This window comes from Priestia sp. SIMBA_032 (genome assembly GCF_046535215.1).
GTDB lineage: Bacteria > Bacillota > Bacilli > Bacillales > Bacillaceae_H > Priestia > Priestia aryabhattai.
Map to the genome: position 1 here is coordinate 283,337 of NZ_JAWRXD010000002.1, position 21,975 is coordinate 305,311.

Annotated in this window: 22 protein-coding genes; 21 read left to right on the forward strand and 1 reads right to left on the reverse strand. The window is 39.0% G+C overall.

What is annotated here, in order from left to right; translation table 11 throughout:
- Window positions 1-83 precede the first annotated feature (83 nt).
- On the forward strand, window positions 84-971 hold the full coding sequence (gene pstC / locus SB717_RS07340; RefSeq protein ID WP_013059300.1) for a phosphate ABC transporter permease subunit PstC: 888 nt from the start codon (window positions 84-86) through the stop codon (window positions 969-971).
- Window positions 968-1,897 (forward strand): phosphate ABC transporter permease PstA, encoded by a 930-nt coding sequence (gene pstA / locus SB717_RS07345; protein WP_074677609.1) that lies wholly within the window; start codon window positions 968-970, stop codon window positions 1,895-1,897. The genes pstC and pstA overlap by 4 nt, the downstream gene beginning before the upstream one ends.
- 46 nt (window positions 1,898-1,943) lie before the next feature.
- Here the strand turns inward: pstA and SB717_RS07350 are convergent, their stop codons facing one another.
- The gene (locus SB717_RS07350; RefSeq protein WP_074677607.1) at window positions 1,944-3,221 is read right to left on the reverse strand and encodes a replication-associated recombination protein A; all 1,278 of its coding nucleotides are present in this window, start codon (window positions 3,219-3,221) and stop codon (window positions 1,944-1,946) included.
- Window positions 3,222-3,446: 225 nt separating this feature from the next.
- Between SB717_RS07350 and cymR the strand changes: the two genes are divergently transcribed.
- From cymR to SB717_RS07445, 19 genes are all read left to right on the forward strand, one after another.
- Complete coding sequence (gene cymR / locus SB717_RS07355) at window positions 3,447-3,863, forward strand: cysteine metabolism transcriptional regulator CymR (RefSeq protein ID WP_013059297.1); 417 nt, start codon at window positions 3,447-3,449, stop codon at window positions 3,861-3,863.
- Window positions 3,864-3,886: 23 nt separating this feature from the next.
- Window positions 3,887-5,029 (forward strand): cysteine desulfurase family protein, encoded by a 1,143-nt coding sequence (locus SB717_RS07360; RefSeq protein ID WP_074677605.1) that lies wholly within the window; start codon window positions 3,887-3,889, stop codon window positions 5,027-5,029.
- A 106-nt stretch (window positions 5,030-5,135) separates the two neighbouring features.
- Complete coding sequence (gene mnmA / locus SB717_RS07365) at window positions 5,136-6,248, forward strand: tRNA 2-thiouridine(34) synthase MnmA (protein ID WP_074677603.1); 1,113 nt, start codon at window positions 5,136-5,138, stop codon at window positions 6,246-6,248.
- A 157-nt stretch (window positions 6,249-6,405) separates the two neighbouring features.
- Window positions 6,406-7,065, forward strand: coding sequence for a tetratricopeptide repeat protein (locus SB717_RS07370; protein WP_013085089.1), 660 nt, complete (start codon window positions 6,406-6,408; stop codon window positions 7,063-7,065).
- A gap of 24 nt (window positions 7,066-7,089) precedes the next feature.
- Complete coding sequence (gene recD2, locus SB717_RS07375; RefSeq protein WP_074677599.1) at window positions 7,090-9,447, forward strand: SF1B family DNA helicase RecD2; 2,358 nt, start codon at window positions 7,090-7,092, stop codon at window positions 9,445-9,447.
- Window positions 9,448-9,588: 141 nt separating this feature from the next.
- Window positions 9,589-9,780 (forward strand): hypothetical protein, encoded by a 192-nt coding sequence (locus SB717_RS07380; protein WP_013059292.1) that lies wholly within the window; start codon window positions 9,589-9,591, stop codon window positions 9,778-9,780.
- Between the two features lie 25 nt (window positions 9,781-9,805).
- Complete coding sequence (locus SB717_RS07385; protein ID WP_074677597.1) at window positions 9,806-9,940, forward strand: YrzQ family protein; 135 nt, start codon at window positions 9,806-9,808, stop codon at window positions 9,938-9,940.
- 114 nt (window positions 9,941-10,054) lie between these two features.
- On the forward strand, window positions 10,055-11,116 hold the full coding sequence (locus SB717_RS07390; RefSeq protein WP_074677595.1) for an AI-2E family transporter: 1,062 nt from the start codon (window positions 10,055-10,057) through the stop codon (window positions 11,114-11,116).
- 388 nt (window positions 11,117-11,504) lie between these two features.
- Window positions 11,505-14,138 carry an alanine--tRNA ligase gene (gene alaS / locus SB717_RS07395; RefSeq protein ID WP_074677593.1) on the forward strand — a complete coding sequence of 878 codons (2,634 nt, stop codon included), beginning with the start codon at window positions 11,505-11,507 and terminating at the stop codon, window positions 14,136-14,138.
- 84 nt (window positions 14,139-14,222) lie between these two features.
- Window positions 14,223-14,492 carry an IreB family regulatory phosphoprotein gene (locus SB717_RS07400; RefSeq protein ID WP_013059287.1) on the forward strand — a complete coding sequence of 90 codons (270 nt, stop codon included), beginning with the start codon at window positions 14,223-14,225 and terminating at the stop codon, window positions 14,490-14,492.
- On the forward strand, window positions 14,493-14,909 hold the full coding sequence (gene ruvX / locus SB717_RS07405) for a Holliday junction resolvase RuvX (protein WP_410903523.1): 417 nt from the start codon (window positions 14,493-14,495) through the stop codon (window positions 14,907-14,909).
- A 154-nt stretch (window positions 14,910-15,063) separates the two neighbouring features.
- Window positions 15,064-15,348, forward strand: coding sequence for a DUF1292 domain-containing protein (locus tag SB717_RS07410; protein WP_013059285.1), 285 nt, complete (start codon window positions 15,064-15,066; stop codon window positions 15,346-15,348).
- Window positions 15,349-15,760: 412 nt separating this feature from the next.
- On the forward strand, window positions 15,761-16,864 hold the full coding sequence (gene mltG / locus SB717_RS07415) for an endolytic transglycosylase MltG (protein ID WP_074677591.1): 1,104 nt from the start codon (window positions 15,761-15,763) through the stop codon (window positions 16,862-16,864).
- Between the two features lie 181 nt (window positions 16,865-17,045).
- Window positions 17,046-17,702 (forward strand): O-methyltransferase, encoded by a 657-nt coding sequence (locus SB717_RS07420; RefSeq protein ID WP_013059283.1) that lies wholly within the window; start codon window positions 17,046-17,048, stop codon window positions 17,700-17,702.
- On the forward strand, window positions 17,699-18,628 hold the full coding sequence (locus tag SB717_RS07425) for a peptidase U32 family protein (RefSeq protein ID WP_410903524.1): 930 nt from the start codon (window positions 17,699-17,701) through the stop codon (window positions 18,626-18,628). The genes SB717_RS07420 and SB717_RS07425 overlap by 4 nt, the downstream gene beginning before the upstream one ends.
- Window positions 18,629-18,667: 39 nt before the next feature.
- Window positions 18,668-19,930, forward strand: coding sequence for a peptidase U32 family protein (locus SB717_RS07430; RefSeq protein ID WP_410903525.1), 1,263 nt, complete (start codon window positions 18,668-18,670; stop codon window positions 19,928-19,930).
- Window positions 19,931-19,937: 7 nt separating this feature from the next.
- The gene (gene udk / locus SB717_RS07435; protein WP_028411675.1) at window positions 19,938-20,573 is read left to right on the forward strand and encodes a uridine kinase; all 636 of its coding nucleotides are present in this window, start codon (window positions 19,938-19,940) and stop codon (window positions 20,571-20,573) included.
- A gap of 218 nt (window positions 20,574-20,791) precedes the next feature.
- Entirely contained in the window at window positions 20,792-21,268 is a 477-nt protein-coding gene (gene greA, locus SB717_RS07440; RefSeq protein WP_013059279.1) for a transcription elongation factor GreA, read from the forward strand.
- Between the two features lie 119 nt (window positions 21,269-21,387).
- Entirely contained in the window at window positions 21,388-21,948 is a 561-nt protein-coding gene (locus tag SB717_RS07445) for an isochorismatase family protein (RefSeq protein ID WP_410903526.1), read from the forward strand.
- The last annotated feature ends 27 nt before the right edge of the window (window positions 21,949-21,975 follow it).

The window sequence follows — 21,975 nt, forward strand, 5'->3', positions numbered from 1 at the left end:
CTTATTCTATTTGAATGTTAATAAAGTATATAGAGAATAAAAAGAAAAGCAAATATATACTGAATATGTAAGGAGACAGAGCGATGAAGGGGAAAAAATCCATTAATTATGTAAAAAGCGAATACATTGGCCGTACGCTTTCTACATTTTGCGGTATTTTAATTGTACTTGTTACGTTAGCTATTATCGTGTTTATTTGTGAAAAAGGCATCCAGTCATTTTTACAAAGTAATATATCAATCGGTGAAATGTTGACTTCAACAAAATGGAGCCCAAACAATAAAGAATACGGGGCACTTGTATTTATACTAGGTTCCATGCTTGTATCAATCGGAGCCGTTATTATAAGTGCTCCAATTGGAATTGCTATTGCCATTTTTAACAACTATATTTCGCCCAAATTTGGGTCAACGGTTTTGCGACCGGTTTTAGAACTTTTAGTCGGAGTTCCTTCAGTAGTATACGGTCTTTTAGGGGTTACCATTTTAGTGCCGCTTCTTCGCGATAACTTCGGCGGAGTGGGCTTTAGTTTGATTGCCGGAATTATTGTCTTAAGCGTCATGATTCTTCCGACAATTGCAAGTATTGCTGACGATGCAATTCGAAGCGTAGCACCTGAATATTTAGAAGCTTCTTATGGATTAGGTTCAACGAGATGGCAGGCAATTAGCCGAGTGATTATTCCATCTGCTAAAACAGGTATTTTAACAGGTATCGTGTTAGGGCTTGCCCGCGCATTCGGAGAAGCGCTAGCTGTTCAAATGGTTATCGGAAACACGGTTAAGCTTCCTGAAAGCTTATATAGCCCAACGGCAACATTAACAGGTATTTTAACAATGGATATGTCTAATACGTTAAACGGAACGGCATGGAATAACGCATTGTGGACGTTAGCCATGATTTTACTGCTTATTTCTTTCGTGTTCATTTTAATTATCCGAGCAATTGGGAAACGAGGTGCTCATCAATGAGAAACAAAAATGCACGCACAGTAAATAATATATGGACAGGTATTTTTTATGGCATTGCCGCTCTAGTTGTGTTGCTATTAGTGTATTTAGTTGTTGAAATTATCGCCAAGGGCTGGGGATTTTGGGATCCGAACTTTTTATTTGGAAAGCCAAGCAATACGATGGCAGGAGGCGGTATCGGACCGCAGCTGTTTAACTCTTTCTACATGCTTGTTTTAACGCTGATCATTTCTATTCCTCTTGGTTTAGGAGCCGGAATTTACTTAGCGGAGTACGCGAAGCAAGGTCGTTTCTTAAATTTCGTTCGCTTATGTATTGAAACAATGGCGTCATTACCGTCCATTGTAGTTGGTTTATTTGGATTATTAATTTTCGTCACATTTTCCGGCTGGGGCTATACGCTTATCGGCGGAGCACTTGTGATTACAATTTTGAATTTACCGGGTTTAACGCGCGTATGTGAAAGTGCGATTGCATCTGTTCCTGCGAGTGTAAAAGAAGCAAGTTTAGGTTTAGGTGCAACTAAATGGCAGACAATTGTCAAAGTCGTCATTCCATCAGCGGTTCAACAAATTATCACAGGCGTTATTTTAACTGCGGGACGAATCTTTGGAGAGGCAGCTGCATTGATTTATACGGCTGGCCTAACGACGCCGATGTTAAATTCAAATGCTGACTTAACGAGTCCTGTAAACCCATTTAATATTTTTCGACCAGCAGAGACGCTTGCTGTCCACATTTGGAAATTAAACTCTGAAGGAATCGTACCTGATGCAAGATTGATTGCAACAAAGTCAGCTGCTATTCTAATCATTATGGTTCTGTTGTTTAACATAGTCGCTCGTTTAGTAGCAAAACTTTTAGACAGCTACTTTAAAGGTTCAACAAAAACGAAAAAACGAAAAGACGTTAAAAGTGCAGCTTAATAGATAAAGACAAAAAAGAAAATGGCTTTGAAACTGAACAACAGTTTCAGCCATTTTCTTTTTTTAATGTCTCTAAACGATTGAAAACTTTTGAAAAATATTTTTCTTGTCCATTTTGTTTAGGATGAAAATATTGTTTGTTTTTGATGCGATCCGGTAAATACTGTTGAGGGACCCATCCGTTATCAAAATCATGCGGGTATTGATATTCAACGCCTCGGCCAAGGTTTTCTGCTCCTTTGTAATGAGCATCCTTCAAATGAGAGGGAACGTCGCCGGACAACCCTTTTTTAATATCACTTATCGCTTCATCTAAAGCTTTGTAAGCAGCGTTGGACTTCGGTGATAGGCAAAGTTCAATAACGGCGTTTGCAAGCGGGATGCGTGCTTCTGGGAGTCCTAATCGCTCAGTTGCTTGAATAGCTGCTAGCGTTCTCATGCCAGCATCCGGATCAGCTAGTCCAACGTCTTCATAGGCAATGACTAAAAGACGACGATTGATGCTGATCAAGTCTCCTGCTTCAATTAGCCGTCCCAAATAATGAAGAGCGGCATTTACGTCGCTGCCGCGAATCGATTTTTGAAAAGCGGATAATACATCATAATGAGCGTCACCATTTTTATCATGTGAAAAATATTTTTGCTGCAGACATTCTTCTGCCGTTTGTAAGGTGATAACGATTTTACCATCGCTTTCACTTGTTGATAAAACAGCCAGTTCCAAAGCATTCAAAGCCGAGCGCACGTCACCGTTACAGCTGTTAGCAAAGTGGTTCATGGCGTCATCTTCTACGACAATTTTTCTATCCCCAAATCCATTGGATGAGTCGTTGAGTGCTCTTGTTAACGCCATTTCGATATCATCTGGGGTAAGAGATTTTAATTCGAAAATTTGGCATCTGCTTCGAATAGCAGGATTAATCGCGTGATAAGGATTGCTTGTTGTCGCTCCGATTAGAATGATCATGCCGTTTTCTAAATAAGGAAGTAAAAAGTCTTGCTTGGCTTTGTCAAGGCGATGAACTTCATCTAAGAGCAGAATTACTTTGCCTGACATTTTGGCTTCTTGGGCGACAATTTCCATATCTTTTTTATTGTTTACAACGGCATTTAACTGACGAAACGCCGTGTTGGTTGTTTTTGCAATAGCTGTGGCAATTGTTGTTTTTCCAACGCCTGGAGGCCCATATAAAATCATCGAGCTTAAGTGATTTGCTTTTACCATTCGATAAATCATTTTATCTTTGCCGACTAAATGCTGCTGCCCGATAACGTCATCTAAATGAGTCGGACGCATTCGAAATGCGAGAGGTTTTGTAGCCATGTTTTTCTCCTTTCTTTTCTTTCACTGTATCACAAGAGGTGAATAGGTGGTGGAAATTTATCTTATAGGCATAGTATGTTATAATATCAACAGCTACATTTGCAAGAAACGCGTATAGAGAAGTTGATATAGCTTAGTAAAAAACGACTCATCACAGCATTCAGTGACAACGTGAGAGTCTTATTTTTTTCATAAATAAAAAAGTGTATTGAAGGAGTGTATCGTATGAAAATTTCAACAAAAGGACGCTACGGTTTAACGATTATGATTGAGCTTGCGAAGCGCTTTGGCGAAGGTCCTATCTCGCTTAAAACTATTGCTCAAACGCATGACTTATCTGAACATTATTTAGAGCAGCTTATTTCACCGCTGCGTAACGCTGGGCTTGTAAAAAGCGTGCGCGGAGCTTATGGAGGTTACATCTTAGCACATGAACCTGCTAATATTACTTCTGGCGATATTATTTCCGTTTTAGAAGGTCCTATTAGTCCTGTAGAAGGAATTGAAGATGAAGAGCCTGCAAAACGCGAGCTGTGGATTCGTATTCGTGATGCAGTTAAAGAAGTGCTAGATAGTACAACGCTTGAAGATTTAGCAAATCATTCTGATGATGATCAAGCGTCTTATATGTTTTATATTTAATAATGAGCTAGGAGGCGTTTATTTTGGAACGTATTTATGTTGATCATGCAGCAACGTCTCCAATACATCCAGCAGTCGTTGAGAAAATGACGACTTTTATGCATGAGTACTTTGGAAATCCGTCTAGTATTCATCACTACGGGCGGGAAAGTCGACGCTATTTAGACGAAGCTCGCCAAACGATTGCAGCAAGTATTGGAGCACACGAAAATGAACTGATTTTTACAAGTGGTGGGACAGAAGCAGATAATATGGCACTGATCGGAGTAGCTCTTGCAAACCGCCATAAAGGAAATCATATTATTACCACGCAAATTGAACACCACGCTGTGCTTCATACGTGTGAATATTTAGAAACACAAGGCTTTGAAGTGACTTACTTACCAGTTAATGAGTACGGACAAGTATCTGTGGATGAAATAAAATCAGCCCTAACGGATCAAACAATTCTTGTGTCGGTGATGTTTGGAAATAATGAAGTAGGTGCTATTCAGCCAATTGGAGAAATTGGAGTTCTATTAAAAGAGCATGGAGCATATTTCCACACGGATGCAGTGCAAGCTTATGGATTAATTCCGTTAAATGTGCAACAATTAGGTGTCGATCTTTTATCCGTTTCGGCTCATAAAATTAACGGACCAAAAGGGATGGGCTTTTTATATGCAGCTGCTCACGTTTCACTGTCTTCTTTGCTATTTGGAGGAGAACAAGAGCGCAAACGACGAGCTGGAACTGAGAACATGACAAGTATCGTCGGGTTTGAAGAAGCTGTGAAAATTTCGCAACAAACGCTGCAAACACGTGCAGATGAATATAGAAGATATAAAGAAATAATGGTAGCTGTGTTGAAAGAAGAAGGTATTTCATTTGAAATTAACGGACATCTTGAAAATGCTCTGCCACATGTGTTAAATTTATCATTTCCAAAAACAAATGTTGAATCGATGCTCGTAAATTTAGACTTAGCAGGAATTGCGGCATCGAGCGGTTCAGCTTGCACAGCGGGAGCAATCGATCCTTCTCATGTGCTTGTAGCTATGTTTGGAAAAGGGTCTGAACGTTTAACAACTTCTATTCGATTTAGCTTTGGCTTAGGAAACTCAGCTGAACAAATTGAAAAAACCGCACGTCAAACAGCAAACATCGTTAAGCGACTAACGATGTAAATAGCAGCCATCAGTAGGGTCTTCATCCCTCACTGATGGTTTGTGTCGTTTCGTTCGCTTTTTTGCGAACAATTTAATTAAAATGAAGAAAACGGAGGTGGCGAAGTTGACAAAATCACCTAAAGATACACGTGTAGTAGTCGGAATGAGCGGAGGCGTTGATTCATCTGTAGCAGCTCTTTTATTAAAACAACAAGGATACGATGTGATCGGAATCTTTATGAAAAACTGGGACGATACGGATGAAAACGGCGTTTGTACTGCGACTGAAGATTATAATGATGTTATTCGCGTATGTAATCAAATTGGTATTCCCTACTATGCAGTCAACTTTGAAAAACAATATTGGGATAAAGTATTTACCTACTTTTTAGATGAATATAAAGCAGGTCGTACACCGAATCCTGATGTAATGTGTAATAAAGAAATTAAATTCAAAGCCTTTTTAGAGCATGCAATGACGCTAGGAGCAGATTATCTAGCGACAGGACATTATGCACGCGTTGCGTACCGCGACGGGGAGTATAAAATGCTTCGAGGCGTAGATGGAAATAAAGATCAAACGTATTTCTTAAATCAATTAGGACAAGATCAGCTTTCCAAAGTAATGTTCCCGATTGGTGAAATTGAGAAATCAAAAGTGCGTGAAATTGCAAAGGAAGCAGGCCTTGCTACAGCAGCGAAAAAAGACAGCACAGGTATTTGCTTTATTGGTGAACGCAACTTCAAAGAATTTTTAAGTCAGTATCTTCCTGCTCAGCCAGGTGTAATGCAAACGCTTGACGGCGAAGTGAAGGGCAAGCATGACGGTCTCATGTACTATACGATTGGCCAACGCCATGGTTTAGGTATTGGAGGCAGCGGTGAACCTTGGTTTGTAGTCGGAAAAGATTTAGAAAAAAATGTTTTGTACGTCGATCAAGGCTTTCACAATGAGCTGCTCTATTCTACATCTCTTACAGCAACCAATGTCAGCTGGGTAAGCGACCTTGACTGGTCGTCACCAATGACATGTACAGCAAAATTCCGCTATCGTCAAACCGATTCAGCAGTAACTGTTGAAAAAGTCGATGATGATACAATTAAAGTTATTTTTGCTGAACCTGTTCGCGCAATTACGCCGGGTCAAGCAGTTGTGTTTTACAAAGACGATGAATGTCTTGGCGGAGCAACAATTGACAAAGTATTTCAAGAAGAAGAGCAAATCTGGTACGTATAATTCATATAAGCAAGAACGAAAAACCTCGGCTGTATATAGCTGAGGTTTTTCTATGATATACTTTACTTATTGGGTAAACTAATAACTTACATATTCTAGATTTTCATGAGGTGAAAATCTTTTAAATCATAACTAAAACAGTGGAGTGAACGAAAAAATGACAGATAAAAATCAGCTAGGAATTCAGTATATGCAGGAAGGGAAATTTGAAGAGGCTGCTAAAACATTTTCAGAAGCAATTGAAGATAATCCAAAAGATCCAATTGTGTATGTGAATTTTGGCAATTTGTTAGCGGCTGTTAGTGAGATGGATCGTGCTTTGAAATTTTATGAACGTGCGATTGAATTAGATGAAGAAACGGCAACAGCGTATTACGGAGCAGGAAATATTTATTTTAATGCAGAGCAGCTTGAGCAGGCAAAGCATTACTTTGATTTAGCAATCAAAAAAGGCTTAGATTCATCCGATGCGTACTTTATGCTTGGTTTAACGCTGTTTCATATGGAAGAAATTCGTTTTGCGATGCCTTATCTTCAGCGAGCGGTAGAACTAAACGAACATGACGTAGAAGCAAAATTTCAGTACGGTCTTTGTTTAGCACAGCTCGAAATGGTAGATGAAGCGATTGCTGAATTTCTTAAGGTAGTCAATCAAGAGCCAGAACATGCCGATGCTTTTTATAATTTGGGCGTAGCGTATGCCATGAAAGATGATAAGGACAAAGCGATTGAGATGTTAGATGAAGCTTTAAACGTGCAGCCAGATCACGTAATGGCAGCAAATGCTAAACAAGTTCTGTCTACATTAGAACATTAAGAAAGCGGGTAAAGGAAGGATAACATGAACGAAGAACTAGTGAACCCTTCACAGCCAGAACGTCACTATATAAGCGGCACGTCAATTGTAACGGTCTTTCATAACGAAGAAAACTTATATAACGTTACGCGGATACGGATCAAAAAAACAAATTTAGAGATTGAAGATAAAGAAACGGTCGTTACAGGCTATTTTCCTAAGCTGAATGAAGATGAAGTATACACGTTTTACGGGGACTTCAAAGAGCATCCAAAGTTTGGTCTGCAGTTTCATGTTGAACAGTTTAAAAAAGAACTTCCGCAATCAAGGCAAGGGGTTGTTCAGTACCTATCAAGCGATTTATTTCACGGAATCGGTAAAAAAACCGCTGAAAACATTGTAGACGCCCTAGGAGAACGCGCTATTTTTCGTATTTTGCAAAATGAGTCTGTGCTAAAAGAGGTTCCGAGGCTTTCAGCCGACAAGGCAGAAGCTTTAGTCACGCAGCTTCGTGAACATCAAGGGTTAGAAGAAGTAATGGTAAAGCTGACAGACCTCGGATTTGGACCGCAGCTTTCGATGAAGATTTTCCAAGCGTACAAACAAGAAGCGCTTGAAATTGTTCAAAATAACCCTTATCAGCTCGTAGAAGATATTCAAGGTATTGGCTTTAGCAGGGCTGATGAACTTGGAAAGAGGCTTGGTATGGCAACCAATCATCCTGATCGTTTGCGTGCAGGTATTTTATACGTCATTGAGCAAGAATGCAATCAAATGGGACATGTATACGTCACGGCAGATCAGCTGTATAGAAAAACAGCAGAGCTTCTTCGAAAAAGCAGACATGAAAATTTGTCTGAAATGGATCTTACAAGAGAAGTGGACGCATTAAAAGCAGACAAAAAGCTTATCATTCAAGACGAAAAAATTTATTTTCCTCCCCTTTTCTATGCTGAAAAAGGGGTAGTTAAAGCTATTCAAAAAATTATGGCTCAAACGCAGTATGAAGAGCAGTTTCCAGAATCAGAATTTTTACTAGCTCTGGGTGAACTAGAAGAGCGATTAGACGTGCAATATGCACCGTCTCAGCGCAAGGGTATACAAACCGCTTTAATGTCTCCAATGCTTCTTTTAACAGGTGGACCAGGTACTGGGAAAACAACGGTTATTAAGGGAATAGTCGAACTTTATGCAGAACTTCACGGATGTTCGTTAAATCCAGGGGACTATAAAAAAGATGAAGCTTTTCCTGTTTTACTTGTGGCACCTACGGGACGAGCTGCTAAACGAATGAGCGAAGCGACGGGACTTCCGGCAGTTACGATTCACAGATTATTAAAATGGAACGGACAAGAAGGATTTGACCATAATGAGGAGAATCCAATTGACGGAAAATTACTGATTGTGGATGAAGTATCAATGGTAGATTTGTGGCTTGCTCATCAGCTGTTTAAGTCTCTTCCTGCTAATTTACAGGTTATTTTAGTTGGAGACGAAGACCAGCTTCCTTCAGTAGGTCCGGGACAGGTGTTAAAAGATTTACTGAGTTCAGAAGTAGTTCCTACCGTCCGTCTGACAGATGTATACAGGCAAGCGGAAGGATCGTCGATTATTGATTTAGCTCATGAAATAAAAAAAGGAAAGCTTCCGGAAGACTTATCGAGGCAACAAGGAGATCGTTCCTTTATTCGCTGTCAAGGACAGCACATCACGAACGTCGTGCAACAAGTTTGCGGGAATGCGTTAAAAAAAGGCTATACGGCTAAAGATATTCAAGTTCTAGCTCCTATGTATAAAGGTCCTGCAGGGATTGATAAACTGAATGAAGTTCTTCAGGAATTATTTAACCCGGCTTCTGAGCAAAGAAGAGAGCTTAAGCACGGAGATATTACGTACCGAGTCGGAGATAAAGTACTGCAGCTTGTAAATCAGCCGGATAGCAACGTATTTAACGGAGATATGGGAGAAATCGTCTCAGTTTTCTTTGCCAAAGAAAATACGGAAAAACAGGATATGCTGGTTATTTCATATGAAGGAAACGAAGTAACTTATACAAAACAAGACTTTAATCAAATAACTCATGCATACTGCTGTTCCATTCATAAATCACAGGGAAGTGAGTTTCCCATCGTTGTGCTTCCAATTGTCAAAAGCTATTACCGGATGCTGCGACGCAATTTACTTTATACCGCCGTTACGCGAAGCAAACAGTTTTTAATTTTATGCGGCGAAGACGAAGCGTTTCAGCTTGGAGTCAGCCGGAATGAAGACAGCGTTCGCCAGACGAATTTACAGCCTTTACTTCGAGAAAGCTTGGATAACGACATAGAAGATCCCGAAATTCCATTTATGAAAGATGCAAATATTGGGATGGAAAACGTTACGCCGTATGATTTCCTGTAACCTTTCGCATGCTAACAAAGAGTTAAATAAACTCCTTTGTTGCCATCCTTCTTTGCTAATTGTCAGAAAATAAAGTATGGACATGGAAAGAAGTGGACATAATGCGTTTATATAAGTAGAACGTATAAAGAGGTGTCGACTTTGTTTAAATGTCCAAACTGTAAAAGTATTGACGTTGGCAAAATTGGTGTAAATCAGTATTACTGCTGGAATTGTTTTATTGAAATGACTATTTCAAAAGGACAAATTAATACTCACCAAGTAGAAGAAGATGGAACATTGAGCTCGCTTGATGATTTGTTCTCAGACGACGAGCGCACAATCAATTTCTAATTCTTTTTTACCGGGAGGAAGAGCAATGGGCAGAATCATTCCGTCAGTAGTCGCTTTCAGTCTTGGAGCTTATGCATTTAAAATGGCAGATGATCGAGAGATGTTTACAAAAAGAAATATGAAAAAAATGCGTAAACGTATGATGAAAGCTATTCACTAATAAAAAAAGCACTATTGCACTGAGCTGCAATAGTGCTTTTTTGCAGGCAGAAGATACAACTGCATGTATAAACTCTTTTCTTTATCAAAAAATAGAAGAGAGGAGGAGTTTACGTTGAAAGATAGTTCATTCAAATGGTTCTATAGATTCGGACTGCTGCTATTAGCACTGCTGTGCATATTAGTCTTTTTTAAAGTCCAGTTTTTATGGCTTCCTGTTATTTACATGTTTTTAAAAGCACTGCTGCCTTTTTTTATTGCAGCATTCATTACATATTTACTTCATCCGCTTATTGAAAAAACGCATGATAAAGGCGTGCCTCGTCCTCTAGCTATTTTACTGATCTACATCATCTTTTTTGGAGGAATCGGGTTTGGAGCCTATAAGTCGTATCCTATTTTTGTGGAACAAGTAAAAGATTTAAACGAACAGCTGCCTCATTTTACGAATACATATAGACATTGGGTAGAATCAATTCATGATCGTACAACTTCACTTCCAAACGGTGTACATGAGAAAATTGAAGGCAGCATTGATGATGTAGAGGCTACGCTCAACGTGTGGCTTACAAAAGTGGCGGAAGGATTAAAATCATTGATTACCTCTTTTTTGATTTTAATCATTATTCCATTTATTGTTTTTTATATGCTGAAGGATTTTTCCGCTATTAAGAAAGCAACAGCTTATGTCACACCCAAAAAGTGGCACAAACCAGGCGAACGTTTTTTATCGGATGTGAATGAATCGCTCGGCAATTATATCAGAGGGCAATTTTTTGTTTGTCTCATTATTGGTGTAATTGCCACAGCAGCACTGTGGTTCTTTCATGTACCTTATGCACTTCTTTTAGGCTTTATTATTGGCGTAACGAATATTATTCCGTATTTTGGACCGATTATTGGTGCGGTTCCAGCAGCTATTATTGCAGCCACCATCTCGATAAAGTTGGTTATTACCATTGTCATTATTATCTTTGTGCTGCAGTTTCTAGAAGGAAATGTGCTGTCTCCGCTTATCGTAGGAAAGAGCCTTCATATTCATCCTTTGTTTATCATGCTTGCGCTCCTTTTAGGAGGAGAGTTTGGGGGAGTATTGGGTCTTATTTTGGCCGTGCCAATTTTAGCAGTCGTTAAAATATCTATTTTGCATATCCGTTCTTATACGCTCAAACATTGACAAAGAGCGGTTAATTTGTCATAATATCGCCATAAGAAAACGCTACATATTTTGAACACAATGATGGATCGAGTACGTTGCACACTGGTTTTTAGAGAAGGGCTTCCTTGGCTGAAAGAAGCGCTAAACAAAGAGCAGCTGAACGCTAGTCCAGAGTGCAGGCTAAAACCTGCCGTGTCAGCAACGTTAACGCTATGAAGGTGATAAATGCTTTTGGCATTTATAATCAGGGTGGTACCGCGAGTTCAACTCTCGTCCCTGCTACAGGGATGAGAGTTTTTTTGTGTGCAAATAACTTGCAATTGCTTTTGGACACAGAGAAAATAGATGCTTTTATGTCATCATTTTTTTGTCTATAAATAAGAAGAGTATTAAAGGAGGACCAATCATGAAAAAACTGACGTCAGCACAAGTTCGTCAAATGTATTTAGATTTCTTTAAAGAAAAAGGCCATGATGTAGAACCAAGCGCATCTTTAGTTCCGCATGAAGATCCATCTTTATTATGGATTAACAGTGGAGTAGCTACATTAAAAAAATATTTTGATGGTCGTGTTATTCCTCAAAATCCGCGTATTTGTAACGCGCAAAAATCTATTCGTACAAACGATATCGAAAATGTAGGTAAAACGGCTCGCCATCATACGTTTTTTGAAATGCTTGGTAACTTCTCTATCGGTGATTATTTCAAAGAAGAAGCAATCCAATGGGCATGGGAATTCTTAACGAGCGATAAATGGATTGGATTCGACGCAGATAAGCTATCTGTAACAGTTCACCCTGAAGATGAAGAAGCATTTAAGATCTGGAATGAAAAAATGGGCGTTCCTAAAGAGCGAATCATCCGTTTAGAAGGTAACTTCTGGGATATTGGAGAAGGTCCGAGTGGTCCAAATACGGAGATCTTTTATGATCGCGGAGAAGCATATGGAAATGACCTAACTGATCCGGAATTATATCCAGGTGGAGAAAATGAGCGTTATTTAGAAATTTGGAACCTTGTATTTTCTCAGTTTAATCATAATCCTGATGGTACGTATACGCCGCTTCCAAAGAAAAACATCGATACAGGAATGGGCTTAGAGCGCATGGTTTCTGTTATTCAAGATGTGCAAACAAACTTTGATACAGATTTGTTTATGCCAATTATTGAAGCAACAGAAAACATTTCAGGCGCTAAATATCGTACAAATGATGAGCAAGATACGGCATTTAAAGTCATTGCTGACCATATTCGTACGGTAACATTTGCTGTAGGTGATGGTGCGCTTCCTTCAAATGAAGGCCGCGGGTATGTGCTGCGTCGTTTGTTACGCCGAGCAGTTCGCTATGCTAAAAAGTTAAACATTAATCGTCCGTTCATGTACGAGCTAGTGCCGGTAGTAGGTGAAATCATGGTTGATTTCTATCCGGAAGTAAAGGAAAAAACGGATTTTATCCAGCGCGTAGTAAAAAATGAAGAAGAGCGTTTTCACGAAACGTTAAATGACGGACTAGCTATTTTGGCAACTGTTATTAAAAAAGAAAAAGCGCAAAACAGTGATACGGTACAAGGCGAAGATGTTTTCCGTTTATATGATACGTATGGCTTCCCTGTTGAATTAACGGAAGAATATGCAGAAGATGAGAACATGAAAATTGATCATGCAGGTTTTGAACGTGAAATGGAAGCACAGCGTGAGCGTGCGCGTGCGGCTCGTCAAGATTCTAGTTCTATGCAAGTTCAAGGCGGCGTACTTGGTGAAGTAACCGTTGCAAGTGAGTTTGTTGGCTATGATAGAAATGAAGTAGAAACAGTTGTTGAAGCAATTATTGTAGAAGGTGAGCTTGTTGACCGTGCTGAAGCCGGAACAGAAGCGCAAGTCATCTTAAGCCAAACGCCATTCTACGCAGAAAGCGGCGGTCAAATTGCGGATCAAGGTACGATCCAAAGCGCTGCAGGAACAGCGGAAGTAAAAGACGTTCAAAAAGCGCCAAACGGCCAAAATGTCCAAACGGTATCTGTAACAAGCGGTGAGCTTGTAAAAGGTGAAACATACAAGGCGACGCTTGATGAAGAAAACCGCAGTGCGATCGTGAAAAACCATACGGCAACGCATTTATTGCATCAAGCCCTAAAAGATACGTTAGGAACGCATGTTAATCAAGCGGGTTCTTTAGTAACAGCGGATCGCTTGCGCTTTGACTTCTCTCACTTTGGTCAAGTGACACAAGAGGAGCTTGAGAAAATTGAACAAATCGTTAATGAAAAGATTTGGGACAGCATCTCTGTACAAATTGAAAACAAAGCAATTGACGAAGCAAAAGCGATGGGTGCAATGGCGCTATTTGGTGAGAAATACGGAGATATCGTGCGCGTAGTACAAGTAGGCGACTACAGCTTAGAATTATGTGGTGGATGTCACGTACCAAATACATCTGTTATCGGTTTATTTAAAATTGTATCAGAATCTGGAATCGGTGCAGGTACTCGACGTATTGAAGCTGTAACTGGAAAAGCTGCCTATCAGTTAATGAATGATCAAGTAGGCTTACTAAAAGAAGCTGCGGCAAAAGTAAAATCCAACCCGCGCGATTTAGTAGGGCGCGTTGAAGGATTACTAGAAGAAATTCGTAATCTTCAGCGTGAAAATGATTCACTATCTACAAAGCTTGGCAATATTGAAGCTGGCAATCTCGTTGACCGCGTGCAAAACATTAATGGTGTGAATGTACTAGCGGCGAAAGTGAATGCAACGGATATGAATAACCTTCGTGCGATGGTTGACGATTTAAAACAAAAATTAGAATCTGCTGTGATCGTATTAGCTTCTCCACAAGGTGAAAAGGTAAATATTATTGCAGGTGTAACAAAAGATTTAATTGCTAAAGGCCATCATGCTGGCAAACTTGTCAAAGAAGTAGCGACGATTTGCGGCGGAGGCGGAGGCGGACGCCCTGACATGGCGCAAGCTGGAGGAAAAGACGCTAGCCAAATTGAAAAAGCACTTGGCACTGTAGAAGAATGGGTTAAATCCGTTTAATTCTCCTCTTTCTTGGTGTACAATATAAATAAGACTTAGCATAGTGCACAATGTGTTCACAAATTAAGAGAGTGAGGTGGGACCGTGAGTTCATTTGATAAAACGATGCAATTTAATTTTCAAGATGAGCCAGCTGAAACAAACGTACATGAAGTATTGTTTACGGTTTATGACGCACTGCAAGAAAAAGGCTACAACCCGATCAACCAAATCGTTGGGTATTTGTTATCAGGAGACCCTGCTTACATTCCTCGTCATAACGATGCGAGAAACACAATTCGCCAGTTAGAGCGAGACGAGCTCATTGAAGAACTTGTTAAATCTTATTTACAACAGCATCGAAAGGATTCATAAATGCGCGTATTAGGATTAGATGTAGGAACCAAAACAATTGGTGTGGCAGTTAGTGATGAAATGGGATGGACAGCGCAAGGAATTGAAACAATTAAAATTGCAGATGAGCAGATGGAGCAATCATATCCTCGTTTACAACAGTTAATTGACGAATATTCCGTAGAGAAAATCGTAGTGGGTCTTCCTAAAAATATGAATGGTACGATTGGCCCTCGAGGCGAAGCGTGCATCGAGTTTGCTGGCAACGTCAAAGAAAAACTTAACATTGAAACGATGATGTGGGACGAGCGCTTGTCAACGATGGCAGCAGAGCGAGTACTGCTGTCTGCCGATGTAAGCCGCAAGAAACGCAAAAAAGTAATCGATAAAATGGCAGCTGTTATGATTCTTCAAGGATACTTAGACAGCAAGCAATAAGAAAAGCAGCAGGCTTTGCTTAAGCTAACAAGTTATGACTTTCCCTTTTGCATATTCTTTTGTACGTAAAAGGGAAGTGAAATAACTGAACAGCTTGCTTTTCGCTGAAGAAAAAGTTAAGCTAAGAGCTTACAATATAAAATGAGGTGCAAACATGAGCGTAGAAGAAAATAAAATTACAATCGTCGATGAGAATGGAAATGAGCAGCTATGCGAAATTTTATTCACATTTGATTCTGATCAATATAACAAATCATATGTAATTTACTACCCAATCGGAGCAGACCAAGATGATGAAGAAGAAATTGAAATTCATGCATCTGCTTTCACACCAAGTGAAGACGGTCAAGACGGCGAGCTTCAACCGATTGAAACAGAAGAAGAGTGGGACATGGTTGAGGAAATGGTTAACACATTCCTTGACGAAGAAGGCGAATAATTATAGTGAAAAAGCTGATGACAATCGTTATCAGCTTTTTTTTACATAGCGGCTGTTCTTTTTAGATATAAAAAGGTTTTTCCTTGCATTCTTAGGGGAGATTGTATGATAATGACGAAAAATGAGATAAATTGTAGTATAATAATTCCTGCGTGTGAGAGTGCATTTTAATCAAAGAATTCATTGTTTGAACGGATGAAACTAGACTTTGGGCAGACAATAACATAAATCATGGAAAAAAATTAGGAGAGGCGATAGTTTAAGGAAGCGATACCATCTCACACCTATAGGAGATACGAATGAATCGCAATCTCATGTATCCTCTCTGTTCATACTTACAAAAAATCAAGAAGAAAAGAGGTGAAACTGGTTGTATCTTCTTTTACAGAAGTAGATTTAACCAGGAAGCTGCTTGTCGCAACAAACATTTTTACCACCTAATCGTTCAAGGAAAAAACGAGTTATTTTTATTACAATTATCGTACTTCTTTTACTTGCTGGCGGTGCATTTTTCTATGCTCAATCCCGCTTAACACCCGTGGATCGAAACAGCAATAAAAAAGTAAATGTGACCATTCCACAAGGTTCTTCCGTTCAATCAATTGGTACGGTATTGAAAAAAGAAGATTTAATTAAAAGTAAAAGTGCATTTCGCTATTACGTAAAATTAACCCATGTATCTGGATTTCAAGCTGGAACGTATTTATTTTCTCCTTCCATGAGCTTAGGGGAAATGGTTGAAAAAATGGAAAAAGGCGAGGTTTCAAAACAACCTGATATTCGTGTCACTATTCCAGAAGGACGCCAGCTTGTCGAAATTGCTGATATCATTGCTAAAAATACAAAGTTTACAAAAGACGAAGTCATGAAAAAGCTAGACGATAAGGCATTCATCAATAAAATGAAAGAAAAGTATCCAGATTTAGTAACGGATGAAGTGATGCAAAAAGATATTAAACATCCGCTAGAAGGTTATTTATATCCCGTTACGTATGATTTTTATGATAAAAATGTGTCGTTAGATGAAATATTGGATAAAATGGTAGGGAAAACAAATAATGTATTAGGTCAGTACAGTGGGCAAATGGAAAAGAAAAAATTCAGTGCACATAAACTGTTAACAATGTCTTCTCTCATTGAAGAGGAAGCGACTGCGAAAGTCGACCGAGAAAAAATTGCCAGCGTCTTTTATAATCGCCTTGAAAAAAACATGCCTCTTCAAACGGATCCAACCGTCTTATATGCCCTAGGAGAGCATAAAGACCGGGTGTTCTATAAGCATTTAGAAGTGGACTCTCCTTACAATACGTATAAAGTAAAAGGGTTGCCTCCAGGACCAATTGCCAGCTCTGGGCTGATGTCAATCAAAGCTGCGTTGCATCCAGCCAATACAGATTATTTATACTTCTTGGCTACACCTGAAGGAAAAGTTATTTTTACCAAAACGTTAGAAGAACATAACAAAGAAAAAGCCAAGCATATTACAGGTAAAGAAAAGCAAAATACCGAAAAATAATTAGAAATTTAAAATTGGGGAATCGCGATACTTCGCATTCCCCATCTTTTATGTTAAAATATATCGGGTTTACGTAAAAACGAAAAAAACTTATAATAGACTAGTTGTCTTACTATTTTGCAGTAATGAAACGTTATGAAAACATAATGTAAAATGTACTTCTGAGAACGGAGGAAGTGTTTTGCTTTTACAAAACGTAGAGCAGTATGTGGAAAAGCTTATTCCTAAGCGCCAGGAGCTTATTGAAGAAATGGAAGCTTATGCAAAAGAACATCACGTTCCGATTATGGAATTGATTGGTGTTGAAACGCTATTGCAAATTCTTCGTCTTCATCAGCCAAAACATATATTAGAAATTGGAACAGCGATTGCATATTCGTCTATTCGAATGACCCATGCGCTTCCAGAAGCACGAGTGGTTACGGTAGAACGGAATGAAGAGCGTTACCAAAAAGCGCAAGAATTTATTGAACGGGCGGGAAAACAAGATAAAATTGTGTCGTTGTTTGGAGATGCACTTGAGCTTAGAGATGAAATTGAACGTCATGGTCCTTATGATGCAGTCTTTATCGATGCAGCTAAAGGTCAGTATCAGCGTTTTTTCGAACATTATGAGCCGATGCTATCTTCTAAAGGAATGATTATTTCGGATAACGTACTATTTAAAGGTCACGTAGCGACCGATTTGGCGGAAGTAGAAACACGTCGACGCCGCAGCTTAATTAAAAAAATTCAGGCATACAATACGTGGCTGATGAATCATCCCGATTATTATACAACTATTCTTCCTATTGGAGACGGAATCGCGATTAGTATTAAAAGAGGTGACCAAGAATGAAAAAACCAGAACTATTAGTGACACCAACTGCAGTTTCGGAAATCGAATCATTACTAAAAGCTGGAGCAACAGCTATTATGGTTGGTGAACAGCGCTACGGTTTGCGTTTAGCAGGTGAATTCAAACGTGAAGATATCGTAGAAGCTGTAAATATTGCTCATCAGCATGATGCAAAAGTCTACGTAGCGATGAACGGATTATTTCACAATGATAAAATCGCCGAATTAAATGAATATATTTTATTCTTAAAAGAAGCAAGCGTAGATGCGATTGTATTTGGAGATCCTGCTGTATTAATGGCAGTGCGTGAAACAGCTCCAGAAATGAAGATGCACTGGAGTACTGAAACAACGGGAACAAACTGGTATGCATGTAACTACTGGGGCCGCAAAGGAGCTAAGCGTGCAGTTCTTGCTCGTGAGCTAAGCATGGATAGCATCATTGATATCAAAGAAAAAGCCGAAGTAGAAATTGAAGTTCAGGTGCATGGCATGACGTGTATGTTCCAATCGAAACGTTCACTTCTCGGCAACTACTTTGAGTATCAAGGAAAAGTCATGGAAATTGAAAATCGTAAAGTAGAAAAAGATATGTTTTTACTTGATAATGAGCGAAACAATAAGTATCCAATTTTCGAAGATGAAAATGGAACGCACATTATGAGTCCCAATGATATGTGCATTATCGATGAGCTTTCCGAAATGATTGACGCTGAAGTAGATGTATTCAAAATTGACGGCGTATTAAAGTCACCGCAATATATTTTAGAAGTAACAAAAAAATATCGTCAAGCGATTGATTTGTGTGTAGATGACCGTGAAGAATATGAAAACGTTAAAGACGATTTGTTAGAAGAAATTGAAAGCTTGCAGCCAATTAACCGTCCGTTAGACACAGGGTTTTTCTTTAAAGAAACGGTATATTAAAAAGCTTGCAAAGAAAGATAAACAAAGGAGGTACAAACGATGGCTGTTCAAATCGATACTGTAGTAGAAGGTAAACGAGTTATTACTAAGAAGCCTGAGTTGTTAGCTCCAGCCGGTAACCTTGAAAAATTAAAAGTTGCCGTACACTATGGAGCAGATGCTGTATTTATCGGAGGAAAAGAGTTTGGCCTTCGTTCAAATGCAGATAACTTTACATTTGAAGAAATGGCAGAAGGTGTTCAGTTTGCAAACAAATACGGCGCACGTATTTATGTTACAACAAACATTTTTGCTCACAATGAAAATATGGACGGACTTGAAGATTATTTAATGGGATTAGAGCGCGCTGGTGTTTCTGGAATCATTGTAGCTGATCCGTTAATTATCGAAACCTGTCGACGCGTTGCACCTAAGCTTGAAGTACATTTAAGTACGCAGCAATCACTTTCAAACTGGAAAGCCGTTCAGTTCTGGAAAGAAGAAGGATTAGAACGTGTCGTACTTGCTCGTGAAACGGGTGCCGAAGAAATGCGCGAAATGAAAGAAAAAGTGGATATTGAAATTGAAGCTTTTATTCACGGAGCGATGTGTATTGCTTATTCAGGCCGCTGCGTGCTAAGTAACCATATGACAGCGCGTGATTCAAACCGCGGAGGCTGCTGTCAATCATGCCGCTGGGACTATGATTTATTTAAAGTAGAAGCCGGTAAAACGGAAACGGCTTTATTTGATGAGCAAGACGATCCGTTTGCAATGAGTCCAAAAGATTTAAATTTAATTCAATCTATCCCTCAAATGATTGAGCTGGGGATTGATAGCTTAAAAATTGAAGGACGTATGAAGTCGATTCACTATATCGCAACAGTGGTTAGCGTATATCGCAAAGTGATTGACGCATACTGTGCAGATCCTGAGAATTTTGTGATTCAAAAAGAATGGCTTGATGAGCTAGACAAATGTGCAAACCGCGATACGGCTCCTGCCTTTTTTGAAGGAGTTCCTGGAGTGGACGAGCAAATGTTTGGCGTACACGGCAAGAAAACAAAATTTGATTTTGCTGGTTTAGTATTGAATTATGATGAAGAAACAAGCATCGTGACATTGCAACAGCGTAACTATTTTAAACCGGGAGAAGAAGTGGAATTTTTCGGTCCGGAAATTAAAAACTTTACGCAAAAAATAGATAAAATTTGGGACGAAGATGGCAATGAACTAGATGCTGCGCGTCATCCGCTGCAAATTGTGAAATTTAAAGTGGACCAACCTCTATTTTCATATAACATGATGCGAAAGGGGATTTAAATATAAAATGGGGAAAAAGCCCGTTGTAATCGGTATCGCTGGTGGATCCGGTTCTGGTAAAACAACTGTAACCAAAGCTATTTATGAGTATTTTAAAGGGCATTCTATTATGCTTCTTGAGCAAGACTATTATTATAAAGATCAAAGCGATGTACCGTTTGAACAGCGTTTGCAAACAAATTACGATCATCCTCTAGCATTTGATAATGATTTGCTGATTGAACACTTGCAAAACTTATTAAATTATGAGAGCATTGACAAACCGGTATATGATTACGCAATTCATACGCGCTCTGAGAAGGTTATTAAAGAAGAACCAAAAGATGTTATTATCTTAGAAGGTATTCTTGTACTAGAAGATCAGCGCTTGCGTAATTTAATGGATATCAAGCTATACGTAGATACAGATGCGGATCTTCGTATCATTCGTCGTATGCTTCGTGATATTAAAGAACGAGAGCGTACGCTTGAGTCAGTTGTTGATCAATACGTATCTGTCGTTCGCCCGATGCATAATCAGTTTGTGGAACCAACAAAACGTTATGCAGATATTATCATTCCTGAAGGCGGTCAAAACCACGTAGCGATTGACTTGATGGTCACTAAAATTCAAACAATTCTTGAACAAAATGCCATTTTATAATAACATAGCATAGATGCAGGAATTTTTTTGAAGACAATGCAGACATATTCTGCTAACTAAACACAAACATTATAAAGAATAGAGAAACGAGCAGCTTCTATTTTGAAGCTGTCATTTCTCTATTAACTGATTTTTCCACAGAGTGGAAAATTTTTTGTACATACAGAAATCGACTGTATACACTAGAGATTTTGAGTTCAAGAAGGAGTGAAGGGATTATGGCGCAAGAAAAAGTATTTCCAATGACAGAAGAAGGAAAGCTAAAGCTAGAGCAAGAGCTAGAATATTTAAAAACAGTAAAACGTAAAGAAGTTGTAGAGCGTATCAAGATCGCCCGCAGTTTTGGAGATTTATCGGAGAACTCTGAGTACGATTCTGCAAAAGACGAGCAGGCTTTCGTGGAAGGCCGTATTACAACGCTTGAGAATATGATTCGCAATGCGAAAATTATTGAAGAAGATGTAGAAAATTCTTCTATTGTATCATTAGGTAAATCTGTAACATTTGTAGAGTTGCCAGATGGTGACGAAGAAACGTATACAATTGTAGGTAGTGCAGAAGCAGATCCATTTGAAGGGAAAATTTCAAATGATTCGCCAATTGCTAAAAGTCTAATGGGCAAACAAATTGGAGATCAAGTAACTGTTCAAACTCCTGGTGGAGATATGTCAGTGAAAATTGTATCTGTTAAGTAAAACATATGGTTGGAAGCGTTCTACTGAACGCTCGTAAGTAAAAAAGCTGACACGCGTCAGCTTTTTTTATATGATTTTAAAAAACGGAGAGAATATAAAAGATATGTAAGAAAGGAAAGATGAAGATGAAAGATATCGATTTTACTAAAACAGCGCTTGTTTTAATTGATTTACAAAAAGGGATTGTTCCAATTGGAGGAGACGAAATTGTAGAGAAATCTGTTCAGCTTGTGAATCGTTTCCGCGAACAAAATGGATTTATTAGCTTTGTACGAGTAGATTTTCAAGATGGAAAAGATGCGTTGACGCCAGAAACGGATCAAAAGCCATCTGCTCCTCAAGAAAGACCTGCAGACTGGGCGGAATTCGACCCAAGACTTAATGTTCAAGAGACTGATTACATTGTGACAAAACGTCAGTGGGGAGCCTTTTTTGGGACAGATTTAGACCTTCAGCTTCGCCGAAGAGGAATTGATACAATTGTCCTTTGCGGAATTGCAACAAATATTGGTGTGGAAAGCACAGCTCGTGAAGCATTTCAGTATGGATATAACCAAATTTTTGTCACGGATGCCATGGCGACATTTACAAAAGAAGAGCATGAAGCAACTCTTTCTTACATCTTTCCGAAAATAGGAAAGCTACGAACAACTCAACAATTTTTAATGGAAAATGAATAATAAAAACTTGCTGAATCAGCAAGTTTT